A 24,086-nucleotide genomic window follows, 5' to 3' on the forward strand; every position below is an offset into this window, starting at 1 on the left:
TGAGCTGGCTGGTCATCTTCTTCGTCGCGGTGGTCGCCCCCGAGCTGGTCTCGCGGGACCTGCACAGCGGGGTTGGCCGGGGCCGCGCCCCACGGGGCGGGCTGGGCCGGCTGCGCCGGCGGTGTCCAGGCGGGTCGCGGCGTCGGGGCGGCCGGAGGCTGCCGGGGGACGCCCGGCGGCGGGTATGCGGCGGCGGCCGGCTCGATCCGGGGCGGTAGTGGCCCGGGACGCGCCGTCCCCGGCGGGAACCCACCGTCGCCCGGCGCCGCCGGGCCCGTGTCCGCCGACCCGTAGCCAGCAGTCATGATCGCCTTGCCCTCCCCGTAGAAGCCCCGCTCCGCTCCGGGCCCCGATGATGCCGCACCCGCGCAACGGCTCGATGGACCGTACCTGCGCCAACGGGGTTTGTCTTCCCCTATGTCCGGCCCCGCCGGAGACACCCGGCGGCCGGTGGGCCGACACACACCGGACGGGCTTCACCCACCACGTCGCGTCGCGCACTAGGGTTGTCAGGTGACCGACGAACCACCCCAGCGCCGTCGGGCCGCCGAAAGCCGTACGGGAATCGATGCGCCCCACCCGCCGTCGGCCCGGCCGGAGCCGGTGGCCGAGGGGGCCGAACCGACCGCCGACGGGCCCGTCCCGCTGACCGCCCCGCGCGAGGGCACACCCCAACCGGCGGCCACGTCCGGCGAGTTGGACGAGGTCGTGGCCCGCTTCGCCGCCGGCACCGGCCCGGTCGCCCTGGACGCCGAGCGCGCCTCGGGCTACCGCTACAGCCAGCGCGCCTATCTGGTGCAGCTGCGTCGGGCCGGCTCCGGCACAGCCCTGATCGACCCGCTGCCGCTGCCCGACCTGACCCCTCTCGACCTGGTGATCGGCGAGGCCGAGTGGGTGCTGCACGCCGCCAGCCAGGACCTGCCGTGCCTGGCCGAGCTGGGCCTGCGTCCGCGCCGGCTGTTCGACACCGAACTGGCCGCCCGGCTGGCGGGATTCGAACGGGTCGGCCTGGCCGCGCTGACCGAGCAGCTACTCGGCTTCAGCCTCGAGAAGCACCACTCGGCGGCCGACTGGTCGAGCCGCCCGCTGCCGGAGTCCTGGCTGACGTACGCCGCACTCGACGTGGAGATGCTTGTCGACCTGCGCGACGCGCTCGACGAGGAGCTGGCCCGGCAGGGCAAGTCCGGATGGGCGGCGGAGGAGTTCGCCGCGCTGGTGCGCACCGGCGCCCGGCCGCCGAAGGTCCGGGCCGAGCCGTGGCGCCGCACGTCCGGCATCCACCGGGTGCGCGGGGCGCGCGCCCAGGCCCGCGTCCGTTCCCTCTGGTACGCCAGGGACCAGATCGCGGCCCGGCGGGACGCCGCGCCGGGTCGGGTGCTGCCGGACTCGGCCATCGTCGCGGCGGCGGAGTTGGATCCGAAGGACGAGAAGACCCTGCTCACCCTGCCCGGCTTCGGCGGCCGCTCGGTGCGCCGGCTGGCCCGCACCTGGCTGGCCGCGCTGGACGACGCGCGGCAGTTGGCCGACGACGCGCTGCCGGTCGCGCCAACGGTCGAGGGACCCCCGCCGCCGCACCGGTGGGCCGAGCGGGATCCGGTGGCCGCGGCCCGCCTGGCCCGGTGCCGGGAGGTCGTGGTCCGGATCGCCGCCACGCACAACCTGCCGCCGGAGAACCTGATCGCCCCCGACTCGATCCGCCGGGTGGCCTGGGTCCCTCCGGAGGAGGTCACCGACGTGACCGTCGCGGAGACCCTCCGGGGCTTCAACGCCCGCGAGTGGCAGATCTCCCTGCTGCTGCCGGCCCTCACGGAGTCCCTAACCGACCCACCCCCAACCCCCTGACCCCCTGCGGCCCACGGCCGCCCACGGCCGCCCCGTTGATCATGGAGTTACTGTTGCCACGCCCGGCGTGTCGGCACGGCAACTCCATGATCAACGAGCCGAACGCCGGGCGGGTGGTGTGGGGTGGGCCACACGGGGGCGGGTGCCAGCCATGGTTACTGGCGAGTAGCATCCGGAGGAACACGCCCGTGCCGGCGACCTTCGGTCGGTCCGCGGCGCCGCCCCGTCGGCGCGGCGGCCGAACTGTGGTCGAAGAGGAGGCTCAAGTGCCCCGTGAAGTTCGGGATGTCGTCTTCGTCGACGGCGTCCGCACCCCGTTCGGCAAGGCGGGTGGCATGTACGCCAACACCCGCGCCGACGACCTGGTGATCCGCTGCATCCGCGAGCTGCTGCGGCGCAACCCGCAGTTGCCGCCGGAGCGGGTCGAGGAGGTCGCCATCGCCGCCACCACCCAGATCGGCGACCAGGGCCTCACCATCGGCCGGACCGCCGCCCTGTTGGCGGGCCTGCCCAAGACCGTCCCCGGCTTCTCGATCGACCGGATGTGCGCCGGTGCCATGACCGCGGTGACCACCGTCGCCAGCGGCATCGCCATGGGCGCGTACGACGTCGCGATCGCCGGTGGCGTCGAGCACATGGGCCGCCACCCGATGGGCGAGGGCGTCGACCCCAACCCGCGGATCATCGCCGAGAAGCTGGTCGACCCGTCCGCGCTGGTCATGGGCGCGACCGCGGAGAACCTGCACGACCGGGTCCCGCACATCACCAAGGCGCGCACCGACGCGTTCGCGCTCGCCTCGCAGCAGAAGACCGCCAAGGCGTACGCCAACGGCAAGCTCCAGGACGACCTGGTGCCGGTCGCGATCCGGGACGAGGAGAACGCCTGGGGCCTGGCCACTGTGGACGAGGCTCCCCGGGACACCTCGCTGGAGAAGCTCGCCACCCTGAAGACCCCGTTCCGGCCGCACGGCAAGGTCACCGCGGGCAACGCGGCCGGGCTGAACGACGGCGCGACCGCCAGCCTGCTCGCCTCCGAGGACGTCGCCCGCGAGCTGGGCCTGCCGGTCGCCATGCGGCTGGTGTCGTTCGGCTTCGTCGGCGTCGAGCCGGAGGTGATGGGCGTCGGGCCCATCCCGTCGACCGAGAAGGCGCTGCGCCTCGCCGGCCTGACCATCGACGACATCGGCCTGTTCGAGCTGAACGAGGCGTTCGCCGTGCAGGTGCTCGCCTTCCTCGACCACTTCGGCATCGCCGACGACGACCCGCGGGTCAACCCGTGGGGCGGCGCGATCGCCATCGGCCACCCGCTCGCCTCCTCGGGCGTCCGGCTGATGACCCAGCTGTCCCGGCAGTTCGCCGAGCACCCCGAGGTCCGCTACGGCCTCACCGCCATGTGCATCGGCATCGGCATGGGCGGCACCGTGATCTGGGAGAACCCCCACTGGGAGGGCAACAAGTGAGCGCGAGGAAAGAGCCGGGCCTGCGAGTCCCGCAGTCGCGAACGGAGATGGCACAGTGAGCGCGCTCGCCGCACCGAACGAGGTCGTCACCAAGGCGCTGCTGCGCCAGGTGAACGTACCGGGGCTGGACCGGCCGGCCGCCCTGATCACCCTGGACAACGGCTTCGACCACACCAAGCCGAACAGCTTCGGCCCGGGTGGGCTGACCAGCCTGGACGAGGCGATCACCGCGGCCCTGGCGGCGGACCCGGCGTTCATCGCGGTCACCGGCAAGCAGTACGTCTTCTGCGTGGGCGCGGACCTCACCAGCCTCCCGCAGCTCGCCGACCGCGAGCAGGCCCTGGAGATCGGGCGGCTCGGTCACCGGGTCTTCGCCCGGCTCAAGGACAGCCAGGTCCCGACCTTCGCCTTCGTCAACGGCGCGGCGATGGGTGGCGGCCTGGAGCTGGCGCTGCACTGCCACTACCGGACGCTCTCCGGCGGCGCGGCGGCGCTGGCCCTGCCCGAGGTCTTCCTCGGCCTGGTGCCGGGCTGGGGCGGCACCCAGTTGCTGCCGAACCTGATCGGCATCCCGGCGGCGACCCAGGTGATCATCCAGAACCCGCTCATGCAGAACAAGATGCTCAAGCCGAAGCAGGCCGCCGAGATGGGCATCGCGGACGTGCTGCTGGAGCCGGGCGACTTCCTGGAGCGGTCCCTGGAGTGGGCCGCCGGCGTCGTCCGGGGCGAGGTCACCGTGACCCGGCCCGAGGTCGACAAGGACATGTGGGCCGGCGTGCTCTACTTCGCGCGGCAGACCCTCGATGCGCGGCTGCACGGCGCGGTGCCGTCCGCGTACAAGGCGCTGGACCTGCTGGAGACGGCGAAGGACGCCGACTTCGCCACCGGCACCGCCGCGGAGGACGAGGCCCTCGCCGACCTGGTCTTCTCCGAGGAGCTGCGCAGCGGGCTCTACGCGTTCGACCTGGCGCAGCGGCGGGCCAAGCGGCCGGCCGGCGCCCCGGACAAGGGCCTGGCCCGGCCGGTCACCAAGGTGGGCATCGTCGGTGCCGGCCTGATGGCCAGCCAGCTCGCCCTGCTCTTCGCCCGCCGTCTCCAGGTACCGGTCGTGCTGACCGACCTCGACCAGGCCCGGGTCGACAAGGGCGTCGGCTACGTGCACACCCAGATCGAGAAGGCCGTCAGCAAGGGCCGGATGGACAAGGGCACCGCCGCCAAGCTGTACGGCCTGGTGAGCGGCTCTGTCGACAAGGGCGTCTTCGCGGATGCCGACTTCGTCATCGAGGCCGTCTTCGAGGACCTCGCCGTCAAGAAGCAGGTCTGGGCCGAGCTGGAGAAGATCGTCAAGCCGGAGGCGGTGCTGGCCACCAACACCTCCTCCCTGTCGATCACGGCGATGGCCGAAGGGCTGGAGCACCCCGAGCGGGTGGTGGGCTTCCACTTCTTCAACCCGGTCGCGGTGCTGCCGCTGCTGGAGATCGTCCGGGGCGAGCGGACGGACGACGCCACGCTCGCCACCGCGTTCGCGACCGGCAAGCAGCTGAAGAAGTCCTGCGTGCTGGTCACCGACGCCCCGGCGTTCGTGGTCAACCGGCTGCTCACCCGCTTCCTCGGCACCGTCTTCGCCGCCGTGGACGCGGGCACCCCGCTCGACGTGGCGAACTCCGCGCTGGACCCCCTGGGCCTGCCGATGCGCCCGCTCGCCCTGCTCCAGCTCGTCGGGCCGGCCGTCGCGTACCACGTGGGCGGCACCCTGCACGGCGCGTTCCCGGACCGCTTCGACGTCAGCGAGAACCTCAAGCGGATCGCCGACTCCGGTCAGCCGATCGTCGTCGACGACCAGGTCAACGACGAGGTGGCCAAGCTGCTCGTGGTCGGCGACCAGCCGCTCACCGCCGAGCAGGTGCGCCAGAACGCGCTCGACGCGCTGGCGCAGGAGATCCGGCTGATGCTCGACGAGGGCGTCGTCGCCGAGGCGCAGGACATCGACCTGTGCATGATCCTCGGCGCGGGTTGGCCGTTCCACCTGGGCGGCATCACGCCGTACCTGGACCGGACCGGCACCTCCGAGCGGGTCACCGGCCAGCGGTTCCTGCCCCAGGGCGCGGCCAGCCTGCCCGCCTGACACCCCGCCCCGCGTTCGCGGTGGTTGCCCCGTCCAGCTTGGATGGTGGTGGCCACCGCGATCGTCGTTACGGCCCGGTCCGGTCGGGACCGGGACAGCGGGACCTGCGGTGGCTGGCTACGATCACCCGTCCGCACCCTCGCCTGGAGCTGATCATGTCCTCACCGCCGGTCGATCCCTGGTCCGGGCAGCCGGAGCACGAGCCGCACTACGATTTCCCCCCGCCGCGGCCGGACAACTACCCGGCCCCGCCGCCCGCCGCGGGCTGGGCGGCTCCGCCGGCGAGCCCGCCCCCGTACGACGGCGGTTGGCCCGCCACGCCGCACCCCGGACCGCCGCCGGCCCAGCCGTATCCCACCCAGCCCTACTCCACCCCGCCGTACTCCACCCCGCCACCAAACTCCACCCCGCCGTACTCGCCGCCGCACTCCACCCCGCCGCACGGCGCGTATCCCGGCACGCCCCAGGCCGGCTTCCCTGCCGGTCAGTACGCCGGCTACCCGCCGCACCCTGCCGCCGGGGGCGGACAGGCGCGGTCACGCCAGCTGATCCTGGCCCTGGGCCTGGTCGGGCTGCTGGTGCTCTGCCTCGGCGGGGGCGGCCTGGCCTACGTCGCCCTCAACGACGACGGGTCCCCCGACCCGAGGCCCACCCCGACGGCGGGCCCGACCCAGGCGTCGAGCGCCACGCCGAGCGCCGCCACGTCGTCGCCGGCCACCCCGTCGCCGGACGCCAGCGAGGCTCCCCGGATCCGGGTCGTCGCCCCGGACACGCTCGCGGGTCGCGCGAAGAGCACCGAGCCGACCCTGAAGAAGGCGGCCGACGACATGGTCCGGGAGCTGAGGACCTCGGTGACCGGCGAAACCGGCGTCGCCGGCGCCTTCTACGGCAGCGCCGACGAGCGGAACATGGTCATGGTGATCGCCGCCTCCGCGTTCGTGCTCAACCCCGAACGGGAACTCGACGACACGGTGAAGGGGATGTCCAAGGGGCTGTCCGTCAAGAGGATGACCACCATCGCCCCGGGCCCCCAGGGCGGCCTGGCCAAGTGCGGCGACGGTGAGTCCGCCGGAGTGCCCCTCGGGGTCTGCGCGTGGGCCGACCACGGCAGCGTCGGCGTCATCGTGATGTTCTTCTCATCCGCGGCCGCCTCGGCGGCGGAGTTCGTCGCCATTCGCGGCGAGATCGAACAGAAGTACTGACCGCAGCCCTCCCGCTGGGCGCCGCCCGGCACGCCAGTTTGGGCAGACCGAGCAGAGGTCTGACGCGTACGGCAGCGTTGCAGGGGCCCGTCCACCGAGGTGGACAGGCCCCTTCGCGTCAGCCCGCCGTGGCGGCCCGCTCAGCCGCGCTGCGCAGCACGCAGAACTCGTTGCCCTCCGGGTCGGCCAGCACCACCCAGCCCGAGCCGTCCGGGCGGATGTTGTCGGAGACGTGGGTGGCCCCGATGCCCAACAGCCGCGTGACCTCCTCGTCCCGGGTCCGGTCCGTGGGCTCCACGTCGAGGTGCAGGCGGTTCTTCACCGTCTTGCCCTCGGGCACGGCCAGGAAGAGCACCTCCGGGCCACCCGGGGGCAGCAGCATGGCCTCCGGGTCGCCGGGGAAGTCGTCCGGCTGGCGCGGGCACTCGAAGACCTGCGCCCAGAAACCGGCCAGGGCGTACGTGTCGCGGCAGTCGATGCCGATGTTGTGGATCCGTGCGCTCACGGGTGTTCCTCCTCGTTGGCCCTGACTGCCCGCTCCGACGCGCCCCGCAGGACGCAGAACTCGTTGCCCTCCGGGTCGGCGAGCACCACCCAGCCCGTACCGTCGGCGTGCCGGCGGTCGTTCACCAGGACCGCGCCGAGGCCGAGCACCCGCTCGACCTCCTGGTCCCGGGTCCGGCCGGCCGGTTCGAGGCAGACGTGCACCCGGTTCTTGACCGTCCTGGCCTCGGGCACCCGCTGGAAGAACACGGCCGGGGCGGCACCGTCGGGCGGCAGCAGCACCGCCTCCGGGTCACCCGGGGCGTCGTCGGCGTGCCGGGCGTACCCGAGCACGGCCGACCAGAAGCCGGCGAGGGCGTAGGTGTCGTGGCAGTCGAAACTGATGTTCTGAATCCGTGGATACACGGGTTCCTCCGGGGGAGATGGAGACGCCCCGCGTGCGAGAAGGTCAGCCGGCGAGACGGGGCGCGGAGATCATGACGGTGGACATCGACGCACCCCCCTCCATTCGTCGGGCTGACGACACGATCCTCGCATCCGACGGAGGCTGATCCGGCGCCGGGGGTGGGTTCCCGTCACCGCCGGACGGCCGGCTCCCCCGCCGTGACGACCGGGGCGGCCTCCGCCGCCGGCAGGGTCACCGTCACCTCCAGCCCGCCACCGGGCTGGGCGATCACCTTGACGGTGCCGCCGTGCGCGTCACAGACCGCCCGGACGATGGAGAGTCCGAGACCCGAGCCGCGCGCGCCCGTACGCTCCCGGCCACCACGCCGGAACGGCTCGAACAGGCCGGGCACGTCCGCCTGGTCCACCTCGAACCCGGTGTTGCCGACCACCAGCCAGGACCGGCAGCCGTCCGAGCCCGTCCGCACCCAGAGCCGGCCGTGCAGGTGGTTGTAGCGGACCGCGTTCTCGATCAGGTTGCCCGCCAGCCGGTCGAGCAGCCCCGGATCACCGACCACCGGCGCGGACTCCAGCGAGGTCTGCACCCGCAGCCCGATCCGCTCCACCTCCCGGCGTACGGCCGACAGGGCGTTGGCGGTGCCGGCGGCGAGGTCGCACTCGGTGCGGCGGCCGAGCCGCCGACCCGCCTGCGCCTCGCTGCGGGCGAGCACCAGCAGGGCGTCGACCAGCCCGTTGGCCCGCTCGGAGGCGTCCCGGACCACGGTGGCCATCCGGCGGTACTCGGCGGCGTCCGCCTCGTCGTCGCTGAGCGTCACGTCGATCTCGGTACGCATCACCGCGAGCGGGGTACGCAACTCGTGGGAGGCGTTGGCGACGAAGCGCCGCTGTGCCTCGAACGCGGCGGTGATCCGGTCCAGCATCGCGTCGAAGGTCTCCGCCAGCTCGGCCACCTCGTCGTCGGCGCCCGAGTAGCCGATCCGCTGGTCCAGGGTGGTCTCGCCGAGCCGGCGGGCGGTGGCGGTGACCTGGTGCAGCGGGCGCAGCGCCCGGCCGGCGACAGCGTACGCGCCGGCCACCCCGACGACGCTGATCGCCAGGAGCGCCACCAGGCCCTTGATGAGCAGTTCCGAGCTGGCGGCGTCGACGAGTTGGTGCTGCCACTGCGCCGCGTCCAGCGACCGGCCGTCGGCCAGCACCACGGTGGTGCCGGGCAGCAGCTCGTCGGTCGGGCGCAACGCGTCGCGGACCAGCAGCCAGGCCAGCAGCACCAGGATCGCACCCGCGCCGACCAGCAGCACACCGTTGAGCAGGGTCAGCCGCAGCCGCAGGGTGGGCCGCAGCCGGGTCCGCCGACCAGCCTTCGGCTGCACCTGCGGCGCTCGCAGGACCGGGGCGCTCACCGTGCCACCTTCATTCGCGACTGCGGGGCTCGCAAAACCGGCTCACTCCTCGCGCTCACCGTGCCACCTTCATTCGCGACTGCGGGGCTCGCAAAACCGGCTCACTCCTCGCGCTCATGCTGACGCCTCCGCCGTGCGGTAGCCCGCCCCGACCACCGTCTCGATCAGCGGCGGGTCGCCGAGCTTCTTACGCAGCGTCATCACGGTCACCCGGACGATGGTGGTGAACGGGTCGGTGTTGGCGTCCCAGACCCGTTCCAGCAACTCCTCGCTGGAGACCACCGCGCCGCGGGCCTTGAGCAGCTCGCAGAGCACGCCGAACTCCTTGTTCGTCAGGTCGACCGGCTGGCCGCCCCTGGTGGCCACCCGGCGGGCCGGATCGAGCACCAGATCGGCGAGTTCGAACACCGGCGGCGCGGCCGGGGTGGCCCGCCGGCCGAGTGCCTGCACCCGGGCGACCAGCTCGTCGAAGGCGAAGGGCTTGGGGAGGTAGTCGTCCGCCCCGAGTTGCAGGCCCTCCACCCGGTCGGCCACGGTGCCGCTGGCGGTCAGCATCAGCACCCGGGTGAGCGTGCCGGAGGCGGCCAACTCGGCACAGATCTGGTCGCCGTGCACGCCGGGCAGGTCCCGGTCCAGCACCACCACGTCGTAGCGGGTGACGAACGCCATCTCGTGGCCGCTGTCGCCGTCGTAGGCGACGTCGACCGCCATCCCCCGCTTACGCAGCCCGCGCGCGATCGCGTCGGCGAGGTTGCGCTCGTCCTCGACCACCAGTACCCGCATCCCGGCCTCCTCGCCCTGACCACCCACAACCTAGTGCCGGCCGGCAAACCAGGGCGCACCCGCCGTCCCGGTCGGCCAGCGTTGCAAAAAACCTTCGCCGTACGCGATGCTTCTGGCACCAACCTGCGAGAACGGACGGGGAGACGCATGATCGACGCGGCGCCGACGGCCCGGCGGGACGTCGCCTACCGGGGCTTCCGGTTTCCCGGCGACGCCGGCCTGGGTGTGCTGGTCGGGCTGCGACCGGCCGGGCGGGGGCTGGAACTGGCCGACCCGGTCGACCGGCTCGACCACACCGACCCGGAGGGCGACACCCACCGGTACGCGGCCGGCAGCTGGACCTCCGCGCCGGTGCCGGCCGGCTTCGCCGTGCGCGACGTGGTGCCCTCGTGGAACGGGGACACCCCCGGCGGCTGCTGGCTGCGGGTGGAGCTGCGGGGCTGGCACGACGATGCCCCGGCCACCGGGTGGTACGTCCTCGCCGACTGGGCGGCCGACGACGACGCGGTCCGCCGGACGTCCGTGCCCGGGCAGCGCGACGCCGACGCCCGGGTGGACGTGGACACGCTGGTGGTGGCGGACGCCACGGTCACCGGCTGGCAGGTCCGGGTGACCCTGCTCCGGCCGGAGCACTCCGACGCGGCCCCGGTACTGCGCGCTGTCGGGGCGGTCGCCGCCGGCCCGCGCCCGCCGGCGGGGGTATCCGGGTCGCCGGGCGACGGCCCCTCGTCGGGGGTGTCCGGGTCGCCGGGCGACGGCCCCTCGGCGGGGGTGTCCGGCCGGGGCATCGTGCTGGACGTGCCGCGCTACTCGCAGCGGCTGCACGCCGACGCGCACCCGCAGTGGGGCGGCGGCGGGGACTCCTGGTGCAGCCCCACCTGCACGTCGATGGTGCTCGCCTTCTGGGGTGCCGCCCCGGCCCCGGCCCGGTACGCCTGGGTGGCCCCGGCCGGGCCCCGCCCGGTGGTGGTGCACGCGGCCCGGCACTGTTACGACCGCGCCTACGCCGGGGCCGGGAACTGGCCGTTCAACACCGCCTACGCCGGCCTGCACGGAGTGGACGCCTTCGTCACCCGGCTGCGCTCGCTGGCCGAGGCGGAGGCGTTCGTGGCCGCCGGCATCCCGCTGATCGTCTCCGCCGCGTTCCGGTCCGGCGACGTGCCCGGGCTGGACTACGACACCAAGGGACACCTGATGGTGCTGGTCGGCTTCACCGAGGCGGGCACGCCGGTGCTCAACGACCCGTACGCCCCCGACGACGACGCGGTGCGCCGGACCGTCGACCGGGACCGCTTCGAGGCCGCCTGGCAGGGCGGCAGCGGTGGGGTGGCGTACGTGCTGCGGCCGCCCGGCGTACCGCTGCCCCCGGCCCCGGAGCAGGCCAACTGGTGACCCGCCGGCGCGCCGGGGTCAGCCCGAGTAGCGCCAGACGCCGAACGCACCGCTGCGCTGCCGGCACACCAGCGCGTCCACGCCGCGCCGGCAGTCTCCCGTGGCGTCCCGCAGCACGTCGAGCACCCGGGCCCCGCCGCCGGCGGCGTCCAGCTCGGCGACCATCAGCCCGCCGCCGGCGCCCGCCGGCCGGACGGCGATGGACCGGTCGTCGTCGCGCCCCCAGATCAGCTGCCACCTGCCGAGTTCGGCGACCACCCCGCCGGTCGCCGCGTCGAGCAGGACGAACCGCTGACCGAGGGGCCCCGACTCGACCACGAGCAGCCGACCGCCCCGCTCGTGCAACACCCCCGCCCACCGGCTCTCGGTCCACCGGACGGCACCGGTGGCCGGGTCGAGGGCACGCAGCCCGCCGTTCTCCCCGTTGACGCAGAGCACCCCGCCGCAGTCCGTGATGTGGGCCGCCGTCGGCAGGCTGGTCTCCCACCGCTGCCGGAGGCCGTCCAGCCCGTACGCGGTCAGCACGTCTCTGTCCAACTGCACGACCAGCAACAGGCCGTTGGCCACCATCACCTGCATGGACCCGAACGACTCGCCCAGGCCCAGGTCCCGCGCGTGCAGCAGCTCGCCCGATCGGACGTCGCGCACCTCGGCCCGGCCCCGCGCGCCGAACAGCACGACCCGGTCCATCAGCCCGCCCCGGTCGTCGTACATCGCATGCATTGGCCCGGTCCGCGTCGACCAGATCGCCCGCCCGGAGGCCGGGTCCACCAGCCGCACCGTGCCGCCGTCCTCTCCCAAGGTGTGCAACAGCAGCGTCCCGGCCCGGTCCCACCGGGGGTAGCCGGGCTGCCGCCAGCGCTCGCGGCCGGTGGCGGCGTCGAGCGCGAGTGACTGCACGCCCTGGTCATCGGCAAGCGTGAACAGCACCACACCCGGCCAGGCCCGGCTCTCCGAGATCCGGCCGGACGTGCGGACCAGGGCACGCCACAGTGCAGCCGGTCGGCCGTCGACCGTCGACCGCTGCGGCAGGGCGTACGCGCGCACCTCGACGGTGCCCGCGCTCTCCCCCTCCGCCGGGCCGGCCACATAGAGCCGGTCACCGCTCAGGAACGCCTCCGACCCCGGGCTGGCCGGCACCACGGCCGGGTCCCGCTGCGGTGCCGGGGCGGCGCCGGCCATCGTCGCCACGACCAGCGCGAGCGCCAGCGCGACCCGCAGCGGCCGGCCGACGGCGCGGGGCGGGCGGGGCAGCGGCGCTTCCTCCCGGCCCGGCTCGTCGCGCAGCTCGCCGAGGTCGATCACCGTCACGTGCCGTCCTCCCCCCGGCGGCGGCCGTCCCGCGCCGACGTCATGGCCATCGGAGCCTATGTCCTGCTCGGGCCGGGGTCAGCGAGGAAACCGCCAGACGCCGAGCCCACCGGTACGCAGCCGGCACGCCACCGTGTCCCTGCCACGCCGGCAGTCCCCGGTGGCGTCCCGCAGCACGTCGAGCACCTGAGAACGGCCGGCGGCGGCGTCCAACTCGGCGACCACCAACCCGCCACCGGTGTCGGCCGGCCGGACGACGAAGTGCCGATCGTCGTCGTCGCCCAGCACCAGCTGCCACGTGCCGAGGTCGGCGATCGTCCGGCCGGTCGACGCGTCGAGCAGGACGAACCGCTCCCCGAGGGTCCCCGGCTCGATCGCGAGCAGCCGCCCGTCCCGCTCGTGCAACACCCCCGCCGACCGGCCCCCGGTCCACCGGACGGCACCGGTGGCCGGGTCGAGGGCTTTGAACTCACCGCTCTGCCCATTGACGCAGATCACCCCGCCGCAATTGCCGACATGGGCCGCCGTCGGCAGGCTGGTCTCCCACCGCTGGCGGAGCCCGTCCAGCCCGTACGCGGTCAGCACGCCCCTCTTCGCCTGCACGATCAGCAACAGGCCGTGAGCCACCGTCACCTGCGCGTGCCCGGACAACTCGCCCAGGCCCAGGTCCCGCACGTGCAGCAGCTCGCCCGAGCGGGCGTCGCGCACCTCGACCCGGCCCCGCGCGACGAACAGCACGACCCGGTCGATCAGCCCGTCCCGGGCGTCGTACATCGCGCCCGCGCGCGGTGTCCGGGCCGACCAGATCGCCCGCCCGGAGGCAGGGTCCACCAGCTGCACCGCGCCGCCGTCGTCCCCGCCGGACTGCAACAGCAGCATCCCGTTCGAGTCCCACCAGGGGTAGCCGGGCCGCCGCCAGCGCTCGCTCCCGGTGGCGGCGTCGAGCGCGAGCGTCCGGCTGCCCTGGTCCTGCTGGCCGGAGACCGCGAACACCACCACGCCCGGCCAGGTCCGGGCCTGCCAGAACCGGCCGGTCGACCGGACCACGGCCCGCCACAGTGGAACCGGCGGCCGGCCGGCGACCGGCGACCGCTGGGGCAGGGTGTACGCCCGCACCTCGGCGGTCCCCGTGACTTCCCCTTCCGCCTGTTCGACCACGTAGAGCCGGTCATCGTCGAGGAAGGCCTGCGCCCCCGCGCCCGCCGGGACCACGAACGTGTCCCGCTGCGGTGCCGGGGCGGCGCCGGCCATCGTCGCCACGACAAGCGCGAGCGCCAGCGCGACCCGCAGCGGCCGGCCGACGGCGCGGGGCGGGCGGGGCAGCGGCGCTTCCTCCCGGCCCGGCTCGTCACGCAGCTCGCCGAGGTCGATGACCGTCACGTGCCGTCCTCCCCGTCACACCGCGCCCCGAACGGACCGGCAAATCGGCCGGGGAGACACCGGCCCGGCAAAAGCGACGCCGTAGCGCCTGTACGATGGCCCGTCGTGGCTGTGCCGGTGGTAGACCCCTCGCTGAACTCCGTAGCCGAGCCCGTCTCGGCGGAGCCGACCCGACGGCCCCGGCGGCGGCCGTCCCGCGCCGACGTACTGGCCATCGGAGCCTATGTCCTGCTCGGCGTTTTCGTGTGCCTGAACTACTGGGTCGACGTGCAGAACCGGGTGTCGTCGCACCTGCCCACCGACCACAGTTGGTTCGAGTGGCTGTTCTCGCACGGCGCGTACTCGGTGCGGCACCTGGAGAACCCGCTGTTCACCGAGCGGCAGAACGCCCCGGACGGGGTGAACATGATGGCGAACACCTCGCTGCTCGGGGTGACGCTGCCGCTGGCCCCGCTGACCATGCTGCTCGGCCCACAGGTGATGTACGCCCTCTACCTGGGTGGCGCGCTGGCCGCGACCGCCGGCACGTCGTACTGGATGCTGTCGCGGCACCTGGTGCGGTCCCGCGCGGCGGCCTTCGTCGGTGGCGCGTTCCTCGGCTTCGCGCCGGGCATCGTGCACCACGCCAACGGCCAGCCCAACTTCGTCTCGAACTTCCTGCTGCCGCTGATCGTGGTGCGGGTGTTCCGGCTCGGCGAGCCCGGCCGGTGGCGGCGCAACGGCCTCGTGCTGGGCCTGCTGGTGGCGTACCAGATCTTCATCAACGAGGAGATGCTGCTGCTCACCGCGCTGGCCTGCCTGGTCGTCGTGGTCGCGTACGCGGTCATGCGGCCGGCCCGGACGCGGGCGGTGGCCGGCAGCTTCGCCGCCGCGCTCGGCCTGGGCGGCGGGTTGGCGCTGCTGCTCACGGCCTACCCGATCTGGTTCCAGTTCAACGGCCCGCAGTCCTACCGGGGGTTGCAGGGTGGGGTCTTCCACAGTTGGGGCGAGGACCTGGCCGCCTTCGTCACCTTCGCCCGGGACACCGTGGCCGGCGACGAGGCGGTGGAGAAGACCATCGGGCTGACCGAGCAGAACACCTGGTTCGGCTGGCCGTTGGTGCTGCTGTCGGTGGTGGCGCTGGTGCTGCTGGTCCGCCGCTCGTTCGTGGCCCGGATCCTCGCGGTGCTGGTGGTGCTCTTCACGGTGGGCTCGATCGGCCCGAAGGTGCGGATCAACGGCGTGGAGACGGAGACGGACGGCCCGTGGGCCTACATCTCCGACGACCTGCCGCTGGTCGAGATGATGATGCCGACCCGGCTGGCCCTCGTGGTGACGGCGGCGCTCGGCGTGCTGCTGGCCCTGGCCTGGGACGCGGTCGCCGGCGGCGGCCGGCCGCCGGTCCCGGCCCCCCGCGACGGCGACGATCCCGCCCCGGCCGCCGGGTCGCGGCACCGCTGGCTGCGGCCGGTCGGGTACGCGGCCATCGCGCTCGCCGTGCTGCCGCTCTTCCCGCGCCCGCTGCCCGCGCAGCCCGTCGACCTGCCGCCGCACTTCATCACGGCCGGCGGCTGGCGCCCGTACGTGCCGCAGGGCCGGACCCTGGTGCCGCTGCCGATCCCGAGCAACGTGCACGGCCTGCCCACGCTGCGCTGGAGCGCGCTGACGCAGCACGCGTTCCCCATCCCCGGCGGCTACTTCATCGGGCCGAACGAGCTGGGCGAGGGCGTCTTCGGCGCCCCGAACCGGCCGACCAGCACCCTGGTCTACTCCACGATGGACAAGAACTCGGTGCCCGCCCTCACCGAGGAGAACCGCCGCCAGGCGGTCGAGGACCTGCGCTTCTGGAAGGCGTCCGTGGTCGTGCTCGGCGCGCATCCCCGGGAGGCGGTCCTGCGTGAGCTGGTGACCGCGCTGATCGGCCCGCCCCAGCGCGTCGACGACGTCTGGCTCTGGGACGTCCGGCCCCTCGTCGGCTGAGCCGTCATCCATCGGAGGCGGGCTGAGCCGTCAGCCCACCAGGGGCCGGACGTCCCAGATGCGGGCCCCGGCCACCTCGCGGCCGGGGCCGAGCAGCGCCTCGACCGTACGCCGCACCGGGTCGCCGTGGTGCAGTCCTCCCTGGACCAGCACGGCGGCGCGCCAGTGGCGCAGGTCCTCGACCGCCTGCCGGCGGTGCTCGTCGGTGACCACCGGCACCTCGCCGGTCTCGGCCACCCGGCGCAGCAGCGCCGCCGTGGGGCGGTCCGGAGCACCCCACCGGGCGGCCGGGTCGTCGGCCGACCGGGGGCCGATGAAGTAGCCGCCGGGGGTGGGGAAGGCCATCCCGGTGCGGGCCGACCAGAGCATCGCCGGGCTGACCCCGGCGCCGGTCACCGGCGGCACCGGCACCAGGGTCCGGCCCGGCGGGACGTGTTCCCGCCAGCCGCCCTCGGCCACGTAGGCCGGCACCGGCCAGGCCGGCACGGTCCGGATCGGGGTGGGGGTCAGCGGCAGCAGCGCGGCGGCCACCGCCCCGCCCCAGAGCAGCCGCACCGGCACCCCGCCGACCACACCCGGCTGGCTGGTCGCCCCTGACGAGCCGGCCGCGTTCCGAGCCCGGACGGCGGGGCGGAGCCGGTCGAGGGAGAGCGCGAGCAGGACGCCCAGCACCGGCACGCAGACCAGCGGGAAACGCGCCGGCACCGCGTGGTCGAGCAGCGGCAGCTCGGCGACCAGCCGGTACGGCCCGGGGATGCCGGTGGGGGTGCCGTCCAGGCGGACCTGCCCGCCGAGCGCGAGCAGCGCGAAGAACAGCCCGCAGACGGCCAGCGCACGGACCAGCGGCCGGCGCCACAGCCAGATCGCGATCACCACGGCGAGCACCAGCAGCCCCGGCCCGAAGAACGAGTTCTCCTCGGTGGGGTTCGGCGCGAGCAGGCCGGGCAGGTGGTCGTCGCCGAGCACCGTCTGCCGGGCCGAGGCGGTGAACGACGCGGCGTCGAGCTGGTAGCCGTACGCGTGGAAGGGCATCCCCCGGTAGTGGCCCGGGCCGAAGAACTGGAACCACAGCGGGTACGCCAGCAGGGGCAGCGAGACCAGCACCCCGACCCCGATCCGGCCGAGCAGCGCGGGCCCCAGCCGGCGGGCCGCCGACCGGTCCGCCGCCGCGTACGCCAGCGCGAACGTCCCGGCGGCGAGCACCAGGAAGACGAGCACCTCCTCGCCGAGGAAGATCTGGTACGCCACCAGCAGCCCGAGCAGCGCCCCGCGCCGCCACACCCGGCCCGGCTCCGGGTGGAACACCAGCGCCAGGATCGCCGGCACCAGGAACTGCGCCGCCATGTGCAGGTGCGCCCCGGCCTGCGCGACCATGCCGGGGGCGAAGCCGCAGACCAGGCCGCCGACGGCCGCCGCCGGCCGGGAGTCGACCAGCCGGCGGAGCAGCAGCGCGTACCAGGCGGTCGCGGTGCCGGCGAGGCAGCAGACCACCGCGACCAGGAACGCGGCCTGCGAGCCGAACAGCAGGGTGACCGGGGTCAACGGCACCCCCAGGCCGAGCACCGAGGTGTTGGCCATCAGGTTCACCCCGTCCGGGGCGTTGAGCGCCGAGCTGTACAGCGGGTTCTCCAGGCCCGTCACCGCGCGGGCGGCGTGAGCCAGCATCCACTCGAACAGGATCTGGTCCCCCGCCTGGTGGAACAGCCGCTCCGGGCGACCCCACTGGCCGACCGTCAGCAGCGCCGCCAGGGCGAAATAGCCGGCGACCACCAGCGCGTCGGGCGCCCGTACCGGCAGCCGACGGGGGCGCCGGGGGGCTGCCGCCTCGACGGTGCCGGTGCCGGTCGTCGCCGGGGCGGCCATCAGGCCGGTCGGTCGGTCAGCGCCCGGACGTCCCAGACCCAGACGTCCAGCTCCCGGCGGCCCGGGCCGACCAGTTGCTCGACGGTACGCCGCAGCGGCTCGGCGTGGTGCTGGCCGACCGGGAGCACCAGGATGGCCGCCCGCCAGTGCCGCAGCTCGTCCAGCGCGCGGCGGCGCTGCCGGTCGTCCAGCTTGGGGGTACGGCCGGTCGAGGCGACCTCCTCCAGCAACTGCCCTACCCCGCTGGGCCGGCCACCGAAGCGGCCGGGGTCCCCGGTGTTGCCGTTGCGCGGTGCCAGGAAGTAACCGCCCGGGATCTTGAAGTCGAGGTTGGTGGAGGCGGCCCAGCGCATCCCGTGGGTGTGGCCCATGTTCGGCACCGGGATCGGCACCAGGGTCTGCTCCGGCCCGACGTAGCCACGCCACCGGTCGGCGGTGATGAAGTCCGGCACCGGCGGGCGGGAGGTCACCTTCAGCGGCATCGGCGCGATCGGCAGCAGCGCGAGGACGAGCCCGGCCGCGGTGAGCGTGCGCAACGTCCGCCGTTCGACCGGCAGCGTCCGGGTGCGCTCGACGGCGAGCGCCAACAGGATGCCGATCACCACGCTGGTGATCAGGCCGAACCGGGTCGGCACCACGGCATCGAGCAGCGGCAGCCGGACCAGCCACTCCCAGGGCCCGGTGATCAGCGCGCGGTCCCACCAGGACACCCGCTCGCCGAGGGAGAGCACGGCGAAGAACACGCCCGTCACCGCCAGCGCCCGGACGATCAACTCCCGCCGCAGCCAGGCCACGATGCCGACGGCGATCAGGGAGAGGCTCCAGCCGAAGAAGGCGTTCTCCTCCGAGTAGTTCGGGGCGAGGTTGACGTTCGCGCGCTCGTTGCCGCCGATCGTCGGCGAGCCGGGCGCGAAGAAGGCCGCGATGTCGTTGCCGTAGTCGCGGACCGCGTCGCTCAGGCCGTGGTACGCCATCGGGCCGGCGAACTGGATGTAGAGCGGGTACGCCAGCAGCGACCCGGCGACCACGGTGCAGATCGCGAGCGCCTTGGCCAGCGGCCGCCACGCCGCCGACCAGAACGCCGGCCGCTGGGCGAGCACGGCGAGCAGGAACACGCCACAGGCGAGGGCGGTGAAGAGCAGGATCTCCTCGTTGATGAACGCCTGGGCGGTGACCATCAGGGCGAGCAGCACGCCGTCCCGCCACGGCCGCCGGGACCGGGTGATGACCAGCACCCGCCAGACGATGAACGGCAGCAGGAACTGGGAGATGATGTTGGGGTGCCAGTTGGCGTGCGACAGCATCGCCGGCGAGAACCCGCAGAACCAGCCGCCGACCGCCGCCGCCAGCGGGCTGCGCACGACGTGCCGGGAGAGCACGAAGTACCAGGCCGACGCCGTGCCGGCGAGCGCGAGCGTGACCAGCACCACGAAGGTCACGGCCGGGCCGAAGAGCAGCGTCACCGGCACCATCGGGATGCCCAGCGCGAGGATGGCCGTGTTGGCCATCAGGTTGACCCCGTCGGGATAGTTGAACTGCTCGGTGAAGAACGGGAACTCCCCGTGCAGCACCACCCGTACCGAGTGGGCGAGGAAGAACTGCACCTGGGCCGGGTCGCTGCTGTAGAGCGAGGCCACCCGGCCGGCCGGGTTCACCCAGATCTGGCTGGTCACCCACAACGCGGCGAGCAGGAAGAAGCCGAGGACCGGGAGGTCCTGCCGCCGCCGGGTCCACCGCCGGGGCCGCGCCTCGGAGTCCGCCCCACCGGGCTTCTCGGCCCTGGTGGCGGCCCCGCCCGGCCCGCTGGCGGCACCGGCCGGCTCGGCCCCGGACCGCCCGGTGCCGGCCCGCTCGGCGACGGCCGGCTCGGTGGTGGCGGCCGCCTCGGTGGCGGCAGTTGCATCCGTGGTGGCGGTCGAATCCGTGGCGGCGGCCGGTCCGGGGGCGACGCTTGTCGATTCGGTGGGGACGGTCACACCGGGGGCGCCGGCCCCGTCGGCGGGGGCGGTCCCGTCCGGCGTACGGTCACCGGTGCCGCCACCCGCGGGCGGCGCCACGGGTTCGGACGCGGAGGCCGCGGCGGCGTCGGATTCCGACCAGGATTCGGCGCGGGTCTCGGCAGGCGTCACAGTCGGCGGAGTCTACCCGAGCGGGACATTCGCCCTGAAACCGCGTCAGTGTCCTCTGTGGCCTCCGCCGGTCACGGCCCGCGACCTGCGCACGGACGGTGGGCGAGGTGCCGCGTCCGGGTGATCCGACATCTCGTACTATGGCGCTTTCCACAAGACGACGGCTGAGGCGATCGAGGGGGCGTACAGGTGGCTCCAGTCCGCCGGCGCGGCATCACGGCCACCGCACTGCTGACCCTGCTGCTCACCGCGACCGCGTGCGGTCCGGTGGCCGACCGGCAGCCCGGTGACCTGCGGGTCGGATACGACAGCAGGGACGGCGACCTGGAAGTCTGGCCGCCCCGCGGCACCCTGGCGGGTGACGCCGCCGTCAGGTCGACGGTCACCAGGGCGGTACGCGACTGGCGGTCGCCGGCCGACGACCGGGTGCATCTACCCACGTCCGGGATCCTCTGGTCGGGTGAGGTCGGCGGGGCGCCGCTGACCCTGGTCGCCGCGGACGTGCCCGGTGAGAGCGCCTCCTGGCTGCTCCAGGTCACCGCCGAGGGTGGCCGGTACGCGGTCACCCGCGCCGTCGAGTACACCGATCCCGGCTACCTCGTCTACTCCGACGTGCTCCCCGTGCACACCGCCGACGGGCGCCGCTACCTGACGTCGAGCCGGGTGGAACGGCTGCTCGGGCCGGACGGCCGCGCGCTGCGCGACACCGACGGTCTCACCGAGCCGGTGGACGTGCCGGCCTGCCGGGCCGTGCCGGTGACGGCCACCCTGAAGGCCACCGAGGCGCTGCCCCGGGGAAGGGCCGCCGACCGGCTGCTGGATCTCGGTACGGGCACCACGGACCCGCGCTACCCCCTCGTGCGGGACGAGAGCGGCTCCGGCAAGCGCGCCCTCACGGGCCTGGACACCTGCGCGCTCGCCGGCGAGGAGGGACCGTTCGGCAGCGTCCCCCGCCGGATCGGCGACCGGGACGCGCCGCGCTCGGTGCCCGCGTCCTGGCCGCTGACGAAGCTGGCCGTACGCACCCTGGGCGAGGTCGCCCTCGGCGGCGGCGAGCCGGCGGAGTTGGAGCAGCTCAGCTGGGAGACGGCCGACGGGACGATGACCGCCGTGGTCTACCGCCCCGCCGACGGAGGCGCACCGGTGCTCTCCCCCGCCGACCGGTCCAACCCGCTACAGACGTACGCGCTGCCGGTACCCGGGCAGCCGCTGGCCGTGCTGACCTGGCGGTCCACCCGCGACAGCTCGCTGTCGACGCCGCCGAACACCCCGCGCCTGGTGGAGCAGCCGGGGCTGGTCGTGGTGCCGATGCCGAGCCGTACGGAGACGTTCAGCCTGGCCGAGGCGGAAAAGACCCACTACCGCTCGATCACGCCCCGCTAGTTCCTCGTCATGCAGCCTTGACCGGGTGATCCGCGCTGCATGGCGGATCCGGATTCCGGCCGGAAACTCCGGTCGCGTCAGCGGACACGCTCCCCGGCCGAGCGTACGCCGGGCCCGGAGGGGTTGGATGGACCGGTGCGTTCACTGTTGCACGACGTTGATGCCCCTGCGGTCGACGCGCTGCTGACCGCGGTCGACCAGGTGATGAACAGCAACACCCTGCTGCTCAGAGCACGCGCCGACGAACTGATCACCTCCGGCAACCGGCTGGCGACACTGGAGGCGTTCGTCAACGGCCCGCTGTTCCCGGACATGATGCGCGCCGCCGACCACGCCCGCCACTGGGACAATCTCCAGTCCGGGCCACTGGTCCCCCGCGTGACCAACCTCCGGCTGACCGGTCTGGACGGGGCAGGATTCCATGCCCGCCTGTCGTGGATGCTGTGCACCGCCTTCAGCCCCTACCAGCGGCACCTCGACGTGGCAGACGCCGATGTGATCATCGACGATTTCCTCGCCTGGCTGGACCACGACAGGCCGGCCACTGACGACGAGGGCTGGTCCTGCTGGTCCGTGCATCCGGACTTCCTGTACCTCACCGGCTACTACACCGACCAGCCGCCGCAATCAGACGCCGCCTACTTCGACGCCGGCCCGAACGACACCGCCACCTACCTGCACCGCGGGAACACCCTGATGCTCCTGCTGACAAACGGCTCCCCCTGACCCACCCGCCCCCGCCCGCCCCGCGCTCCCGCCCGCGCCCCGCGCCCCGCGCCCGCGCCCGCGCCCGCGCCCGCGCGATCTTGCAGTTTCCGCCCAGACATAAGGGATTGAAGCGACAAACAGGGGGCCGAAACTGCAAGATCGCGGGCGGACAGAGGGCGCGCGGGCGGACGCGGGCGGCGGCGGGTGTCCCGCGGTTCGCGGCACCCGCCGCTGGCGTCGACGCGTCAGTTCTGGGCCGTGGCGTCGTCGATGGTGACGACCGGCTCGGCCGTCTCCACGTCCAGCCGGGAGATCCAGCCGGTGACGTCACGGGCCACGTCCTGCGCGGTCAGGCCGAGGTCGGCGAGGATCTGCGCGCGGGTGCCGTGCGGGTGCCAGTCGGCCGGCACCCCCAGGTCCTTCAGCGGCACCCGGACGTCGGCGTCGCGCAGCGCCTGGGCGAGGGCGTCACCGACGCCGCCGACCCGTACGCCGTCCTCGACGGTGACCACGAGGCGGTGCCCGGCGGCCAGCTCGACGAGCTCGGCCGGAACCGGCCGGACCCAGCGCGGGTCGACCACGGTGACGCCGTAGCCCTGCTCGGCGACCCGGGTCGCCACCTCCATGCCGAGGTGGCCGAAGGAGCCGACCGCGACCAGCAGCACGTCCTTGCGGGCCGACTCGGCCAGCACGTCGACGGTCCCGACCCGGCGCACGGCCGGCAGGTCGGCGGCCACGGTGCCGGTCGGGAAGCGGACGATCGTCGGGCCGTCGTCGACGCCCACCGCCTCGCGCAGCTCCTCGCGCAGGGAGGCGGCGTCGCGGGGCGCGGCGATCCGCAGGCCCGGCACGACCCCGAAGACCGACATGTCCCACATGCCGTAGTGGCTGGGCCCGTCGGGGCCGGTGATCCCGGCCCGGTCCAGCACGAAGGTCACCGGCAGCTTGTGCATCGCCACATCCAGCAGGACCTGGTCGAAGGCGCGGTTGAGGAAGGTCGCGTAGACCGCCACCACGGGGTGCAGCCCGCCGAGGGCCAGGCCGGCGGCCGAGGTGGCCGCGTGCTGCTCGGCGATGCCCACGTCGTAGACGCGGTTCGGGTACTTCCGGGCCAGCTTGGCGATGCCGGTCGGCTCGGCCATGGCGGCGGTGATGCCCACCACGTCGGGCCGCTCGTCGGCGATCGCGACCAGCTCGTCGGCGAAGACGTGGGTCCACTTCACCGAGGGGGCGGCGACCAGCTTGCCGGTCTCGATGTCGAAGGCGCTGCCCGGGCCGTGCAGGCAGTCGGCCTCGTCCTCCTCGGCCGGGCGGTAGCCGTAGCCCTTGCGGGTGACCGCGTGCACGATCACCGGGCCGCCGAAGTTCTTCGCCGCCCGCAGCGCCGACTCGACCGCCTCGCGGTCGTGGCCGTCGACCGGGCCGACGTACTTGATGCCGAGGTCCTCGAACATCGCCTGCGGGGCGACCGCGTCCTTGATGCCCCGCTTGACCGCGTGCAGCACCTCGTACATGGGCCGGCCGACCAGCGGCGTCGAGCCGAGCGCCTCCTTGACGGTGTCGAGCACCTTCTCGTAGCCGGGGTTGAGCCGCAGCGAGGAGAGGTGGTCGGCGAGCCCGCCGATGGTCGGCGCGTAGGACCGGCCGTTGTCGTTGACCACGATCACCAGCGGGTTGCCGGCGGTGGCGATGTTGTTCAGCGCCTCCCAGCACATGCCGCCGGTGAGCGCGCCGTCGCCGACCACGGCGACCACGCTGCGCGGCTCGCCCCGCAGCTTGTACGCCTTGGCCAGCCCGTCGGCGTAGGACAGGGCGGTGGAGGCGTGCGAGTTCTCGATCAGGTCGTGCTCGCTCTCGGCCTGGCTCGGGTAGCCGGAGAGGCCGCCCCGCTGGCGCAGCCGGTCGAAGCCGGCCTGCCGCCCGGTCACGATCTTGTGCACGTACGCCTGGTGGCCGGTGTCGAACAGGAACCGGTCGCGGGGCGAGTCGAAGACCCGGTGCATGGCCAGGGTCAGCTCGACCACGCCCAGGTTGGGGCCGACGTGCCCGCCGGTGCGCGACACCTTGGCGATCAGGAAGTCACGGATCTCGGCGGCGAGGACGTCCAGTTCCTCGGCGGACATCCGCTTGACGTCCTGCGGGCCCCGGACGGTGGCCAGCAGCCCGGTGTGGTGGACCGTGCCCTCTTCAACGCTCATGACGCAAGAGTCTATCGGCCGTAGGACACTCCGCAGCCTGGC

At 73.9% G+C, this 24,086-nt stretch carries 18 protein-coding genes; 9 read left to right on the plus strand and 9 right to left on the minus strand.

Annotated elements, in window-relative coordinates; genetic code table 11:
- The 5 genes from ABZ809_RS21720 to ABZ809_RS21740 form a co-directional block, all read left to right on the plus strand.
- Positions 1–218, plus strand: a 218-nt coding sequence (locus tag ABZ809_RS21720; RefSeq protein WP_357564484.1) for a hypothetical protein, incomplete at its 5' end; no start/stop codon positions are given.
- 295 nt (positions 219–513) lie between these two features.
- Positions 514–1,842 carry an HRDC domain-containing protein gene (locus ABZ809_RS21725; RefSeq protein ID WP_357564388.1) on the plus strand — a complete coding sequence of 443 codons (1,329 nt, stop codon included), beginning with the start codon at positions 514–516 and terminating at the stop codon, positions 1,840–1,842.
- Positions 1,843–2,108: 266 nt separating this feature from the next.
- Positions 2,109–3,302, plus strand: a complete 1,194-nt coding sequence (locus tag ABZ809_RS21730) for an acetyl-CoA C-acyltransferase (RefSeq protein WP_357564389.1) — start codon at positions 2,109–2,111, stop codon at positions 3,300–3,302.
- A 55-nt stretch (positions 3,303–3,357) separates the two neighbouring features.
- On the plus strand, positions 3,358–5,427 hold the full coding sequence (locus ABZ809_RS21735) for a 3-hydroxyacyl-CoA dehydrogenase NAD-binding domain-containing protein (protein ID WP_357564390.1): 2,070 nt from the start codon (positions 3,358–3,360) through the stop codon (positions 5,425–5,427).
- A gap of 155 nt (positions 5,428–5,582) precedes the next feature.
- Entirely contained in the window at positions 5,583–6,629 is a 1,047-nt protein-coding gene (locus ABZ809_RS21740) for a hypothetical protein (protein ID WP_357564391.1), read from the plus strand.
- 118 nt (positions 6,630–6,747) lie between these two features.
- Here the strand turns inward: ABZ809_RS21740 and ABZ809_RS21745 are convergent, their stop codons facing one another.
- The 4 genes from ABZ809_RS21745 to ABZ809_RS21760 all read right to left on the minus strand — a co-directional run bounded on the left by ABZ809_RS21745 (position 6,748) and on the right by ABZ809_RS21760 (position 9,721).
- Positions 6,748–7,134, minus strand: coding sequence for a VOC family protein (locus ABZ809_RS21745; protein ID WP_357564392.1), 387 nt, complete (start codon positions 7,132–7,134; stop codon positions 6,748–6,750).
- Entirely contained in the window at positions 7,131–7,538 is a 408-nt protein-coding gene (locus tag ABZ809_RS21750; RefSeq protein ID WP_357564393.1) for a VOC family protein, read from the minus strand. The genes ABZ809_RS21745 and ABZ809_RS21750 overlap by 4 nt, the downstream gene beginning before the upstream one ends.
- A 170-nt stretch (positions 7,539–7,708) precedes the next feature.
- On the minus strand, positions 7,709–8,908 hold the full coding sequence (locus tag ABZ809_RS21755; RefSeq protein WP_357564476.1) for a HAMP domain-containing sensor histidine kinase: 1,200 nt from the start codon (positions 8,906–8,908) through the stop codon (positions 7,709–7,711).
- A gap of 144 nt (positions 8,909–9,052) precedes the next feature.
- Positions 9,053–9,721, minus strand: a complete 669-nt coding sequence (locus ABZ809_RS21760) for a response regulator transcription factor (protein ID WP_357564394.1) — start codon at positions 9,719–9,721, stop codon at positions 9,053–9,055.
- Between the two features lie 147 nt (positions 9,722–9,868).
- Here ABZ809_RS21760 and ABZ809_RS21765 point away from each other — a divergent pair, with 147 nt between their 5' ends.
- Complete coding sequence (locus tag ABZ809_RS21765; RefSeq protein WP_357564395.1) at positions 9,869–11,113, plus strand: peptidase C39 family protein; 1,245 nt, start codon at positions 9,869–9,871, stop codon at positions 11,111–11,113.
- Between the two features lie 18 nt (positions 11,114–11,131).
- Here ABZ809_RS21765 and ABZ809_RS21770 read toward each other — a convergent pair whose 3' ends face one another.
- Together ABZ809_RS21770 and ABZ809_RS21775 are read right to left on the minus strand one after the other, a co-directional pair.
- Positions 11,132–12,424 carry a PQQ-binding-like beta-propeller repeat protein gene (locus ABZ809_RS21770; protein WP_357564396.1) on the minus strand — a complete coding sequence of 431 codons (1,293 nt, stop codon included), beginning with the start codon at positions 12,422–12,424 and terminating at the stop codon, positions 11,132–11,134.
- A gap of 78 nt (positions 12,425–12,502) precedes the next feature.
- A complete protein-coding gene (locus tag ABZ809_RS21775; RefSeq protein WP_357564397.1) occupies positions 12,503–13,804 on the minus strand; it encodes a PQQ-binding-like beta-propeller repeat protein in 1,302 nt (433 codons plus the stop codon).
- A gap of 105 nt (positions 13,805–13,909) precedes the next feature.
- Between ABZ809_RS21775 and ABZ809_RS21780 the strand changes: the two genes are divergently transcribed.
- Positions 13,910–15,763, plus strand: a complete 1,854-nt coding sequence (locus tag ABZ809_RS21780; protein WP_357564398.1) for a hypothetical protein — start codon at positions 13,910–13,912, stop codon at positions 15,761–15,763.
- Between the two features lie 30 nt (positions 15,764–15,793).
- Here ABZ809_RS21780 and ABZ809_RS21785 read toward each other — a convergent pair whose 3' ends face one another.
- On the minus strand, positions 15,794–17,626 hold the full coding sequence (locus ABZ809_RS21785) for a hypothetical protein (RefSeq protein WP_357564399.1): 1,833 nt from the start codon (positions 17,624–17,626) through the stop codon (positions 15,794–15,796).
- Complete coding sequence (locus ABZ809_RS21790; RefSeq protein ID WP_357564400.1) at positions 17,626–19,755, minus strand: hypothetical protein; 2,130 nt, start codon at positions 19,753–19,755, stop codon at positions 17,626–17,628. Before ABZ809_RS21790 ends, ABZ809_RS21785 begins: the two co-directional genes overlap by 1 nt.
- Before the next feature lie 189 nt (positions 19,756–19,944).
- Between ABZ809_RS21790 and ABZ809_RS21795 the strand changes: the two genes are divergently transcribed.
- Both ABZ809_RS21795 and ABZ809_RS21800 read left to right on the plus strand, forming a co-directional pair.
- Positions 19,945–21,138 (plus strand): hypothetical protein, encoded by a 1,194-nt coding sequence (locus tag ABZ809_RS21795; protein WP_357564401.1) that lies wholly within the window; start codon positions 19,945–19,947, stop codon positions 21,136–21,138.
- A gap of 135 nt (positions 21,139–21,273) precedes the next feature.
- Entirely contained in the window at positions 21,274–21,864 is a 591-nt protein-coding gene (locus ABZ809_RS21800; protein ID WP_357564402.1) for a hypothetical protein, read from the plus strand.
- 227 nt (positions 21,865–22,091) lie between these two features.
- On the opposite strand, the gene dxs is transcribed toward ABZ809_RS21800, so the two are convergent.
- Positions 22,092–24,044, minus strand: coding sequence for a 1-deoxy-D-xylulose-5-phosphate synthase (gene dxs / locus ABZ809_RS21805; RefSeq protein WP_357564403.1), 1,953 nt, complete (start codon positions 24,042–24,044; stop codon positions 22,092–22,094).
- Positions 24,045–24,086 lie beyond the last annotated feature (42 nt).

The sequence above is a fragment of the Micromonospora sp. NPDC047074 genome (assembly GCF_040643815.1).
Classification (GTDB): Bacteria; Actinomycetota; Actinomycetes; order Mycobacteriales; family Micromonosporaceae; genus Micromonospora.

Excerpts from the sequence above, each read along its gene's own strand:
- ABZ809_RS21740 (WP_357564391.1), top strand. The coding sequence starts at position 5,583 with ATGTCCTCACCGCCGGTCGATCCCTGGTCCGGGCAGCCGGAGCACGAG.
- ABZ809_RS21765 (WP_357564395.1), top strand. The coding sequence starts at position 9,869 with ATGATCGACGCGGCGCCGACGGCCCGGCGGGACGTCGCCTACCGGGGC.
- dxs (WP_357564403.1), bottom strand. The coding sequence starts at position 24,044 with ATGAGCGTTGAAGAGGGCACGGTCCACCACACCGGGCTGCTGGCCACC.
- ABZ809_RS21760 (WP_357564394.1), bottom strand. The coding sequence starts at position 9,721 with ATGCGGGTACTGGTGGTCGAGGACGAGCGCAACCTCGCCGACGCGATC.
- ABZ809_RS21785 (WP_357564399.1), bottom strand. The coding sequence starts at position 17,626 with ATGGCCGCCCCGGCGACGACCGGCACCGGCACCGTCGAGGCGGCAGCC.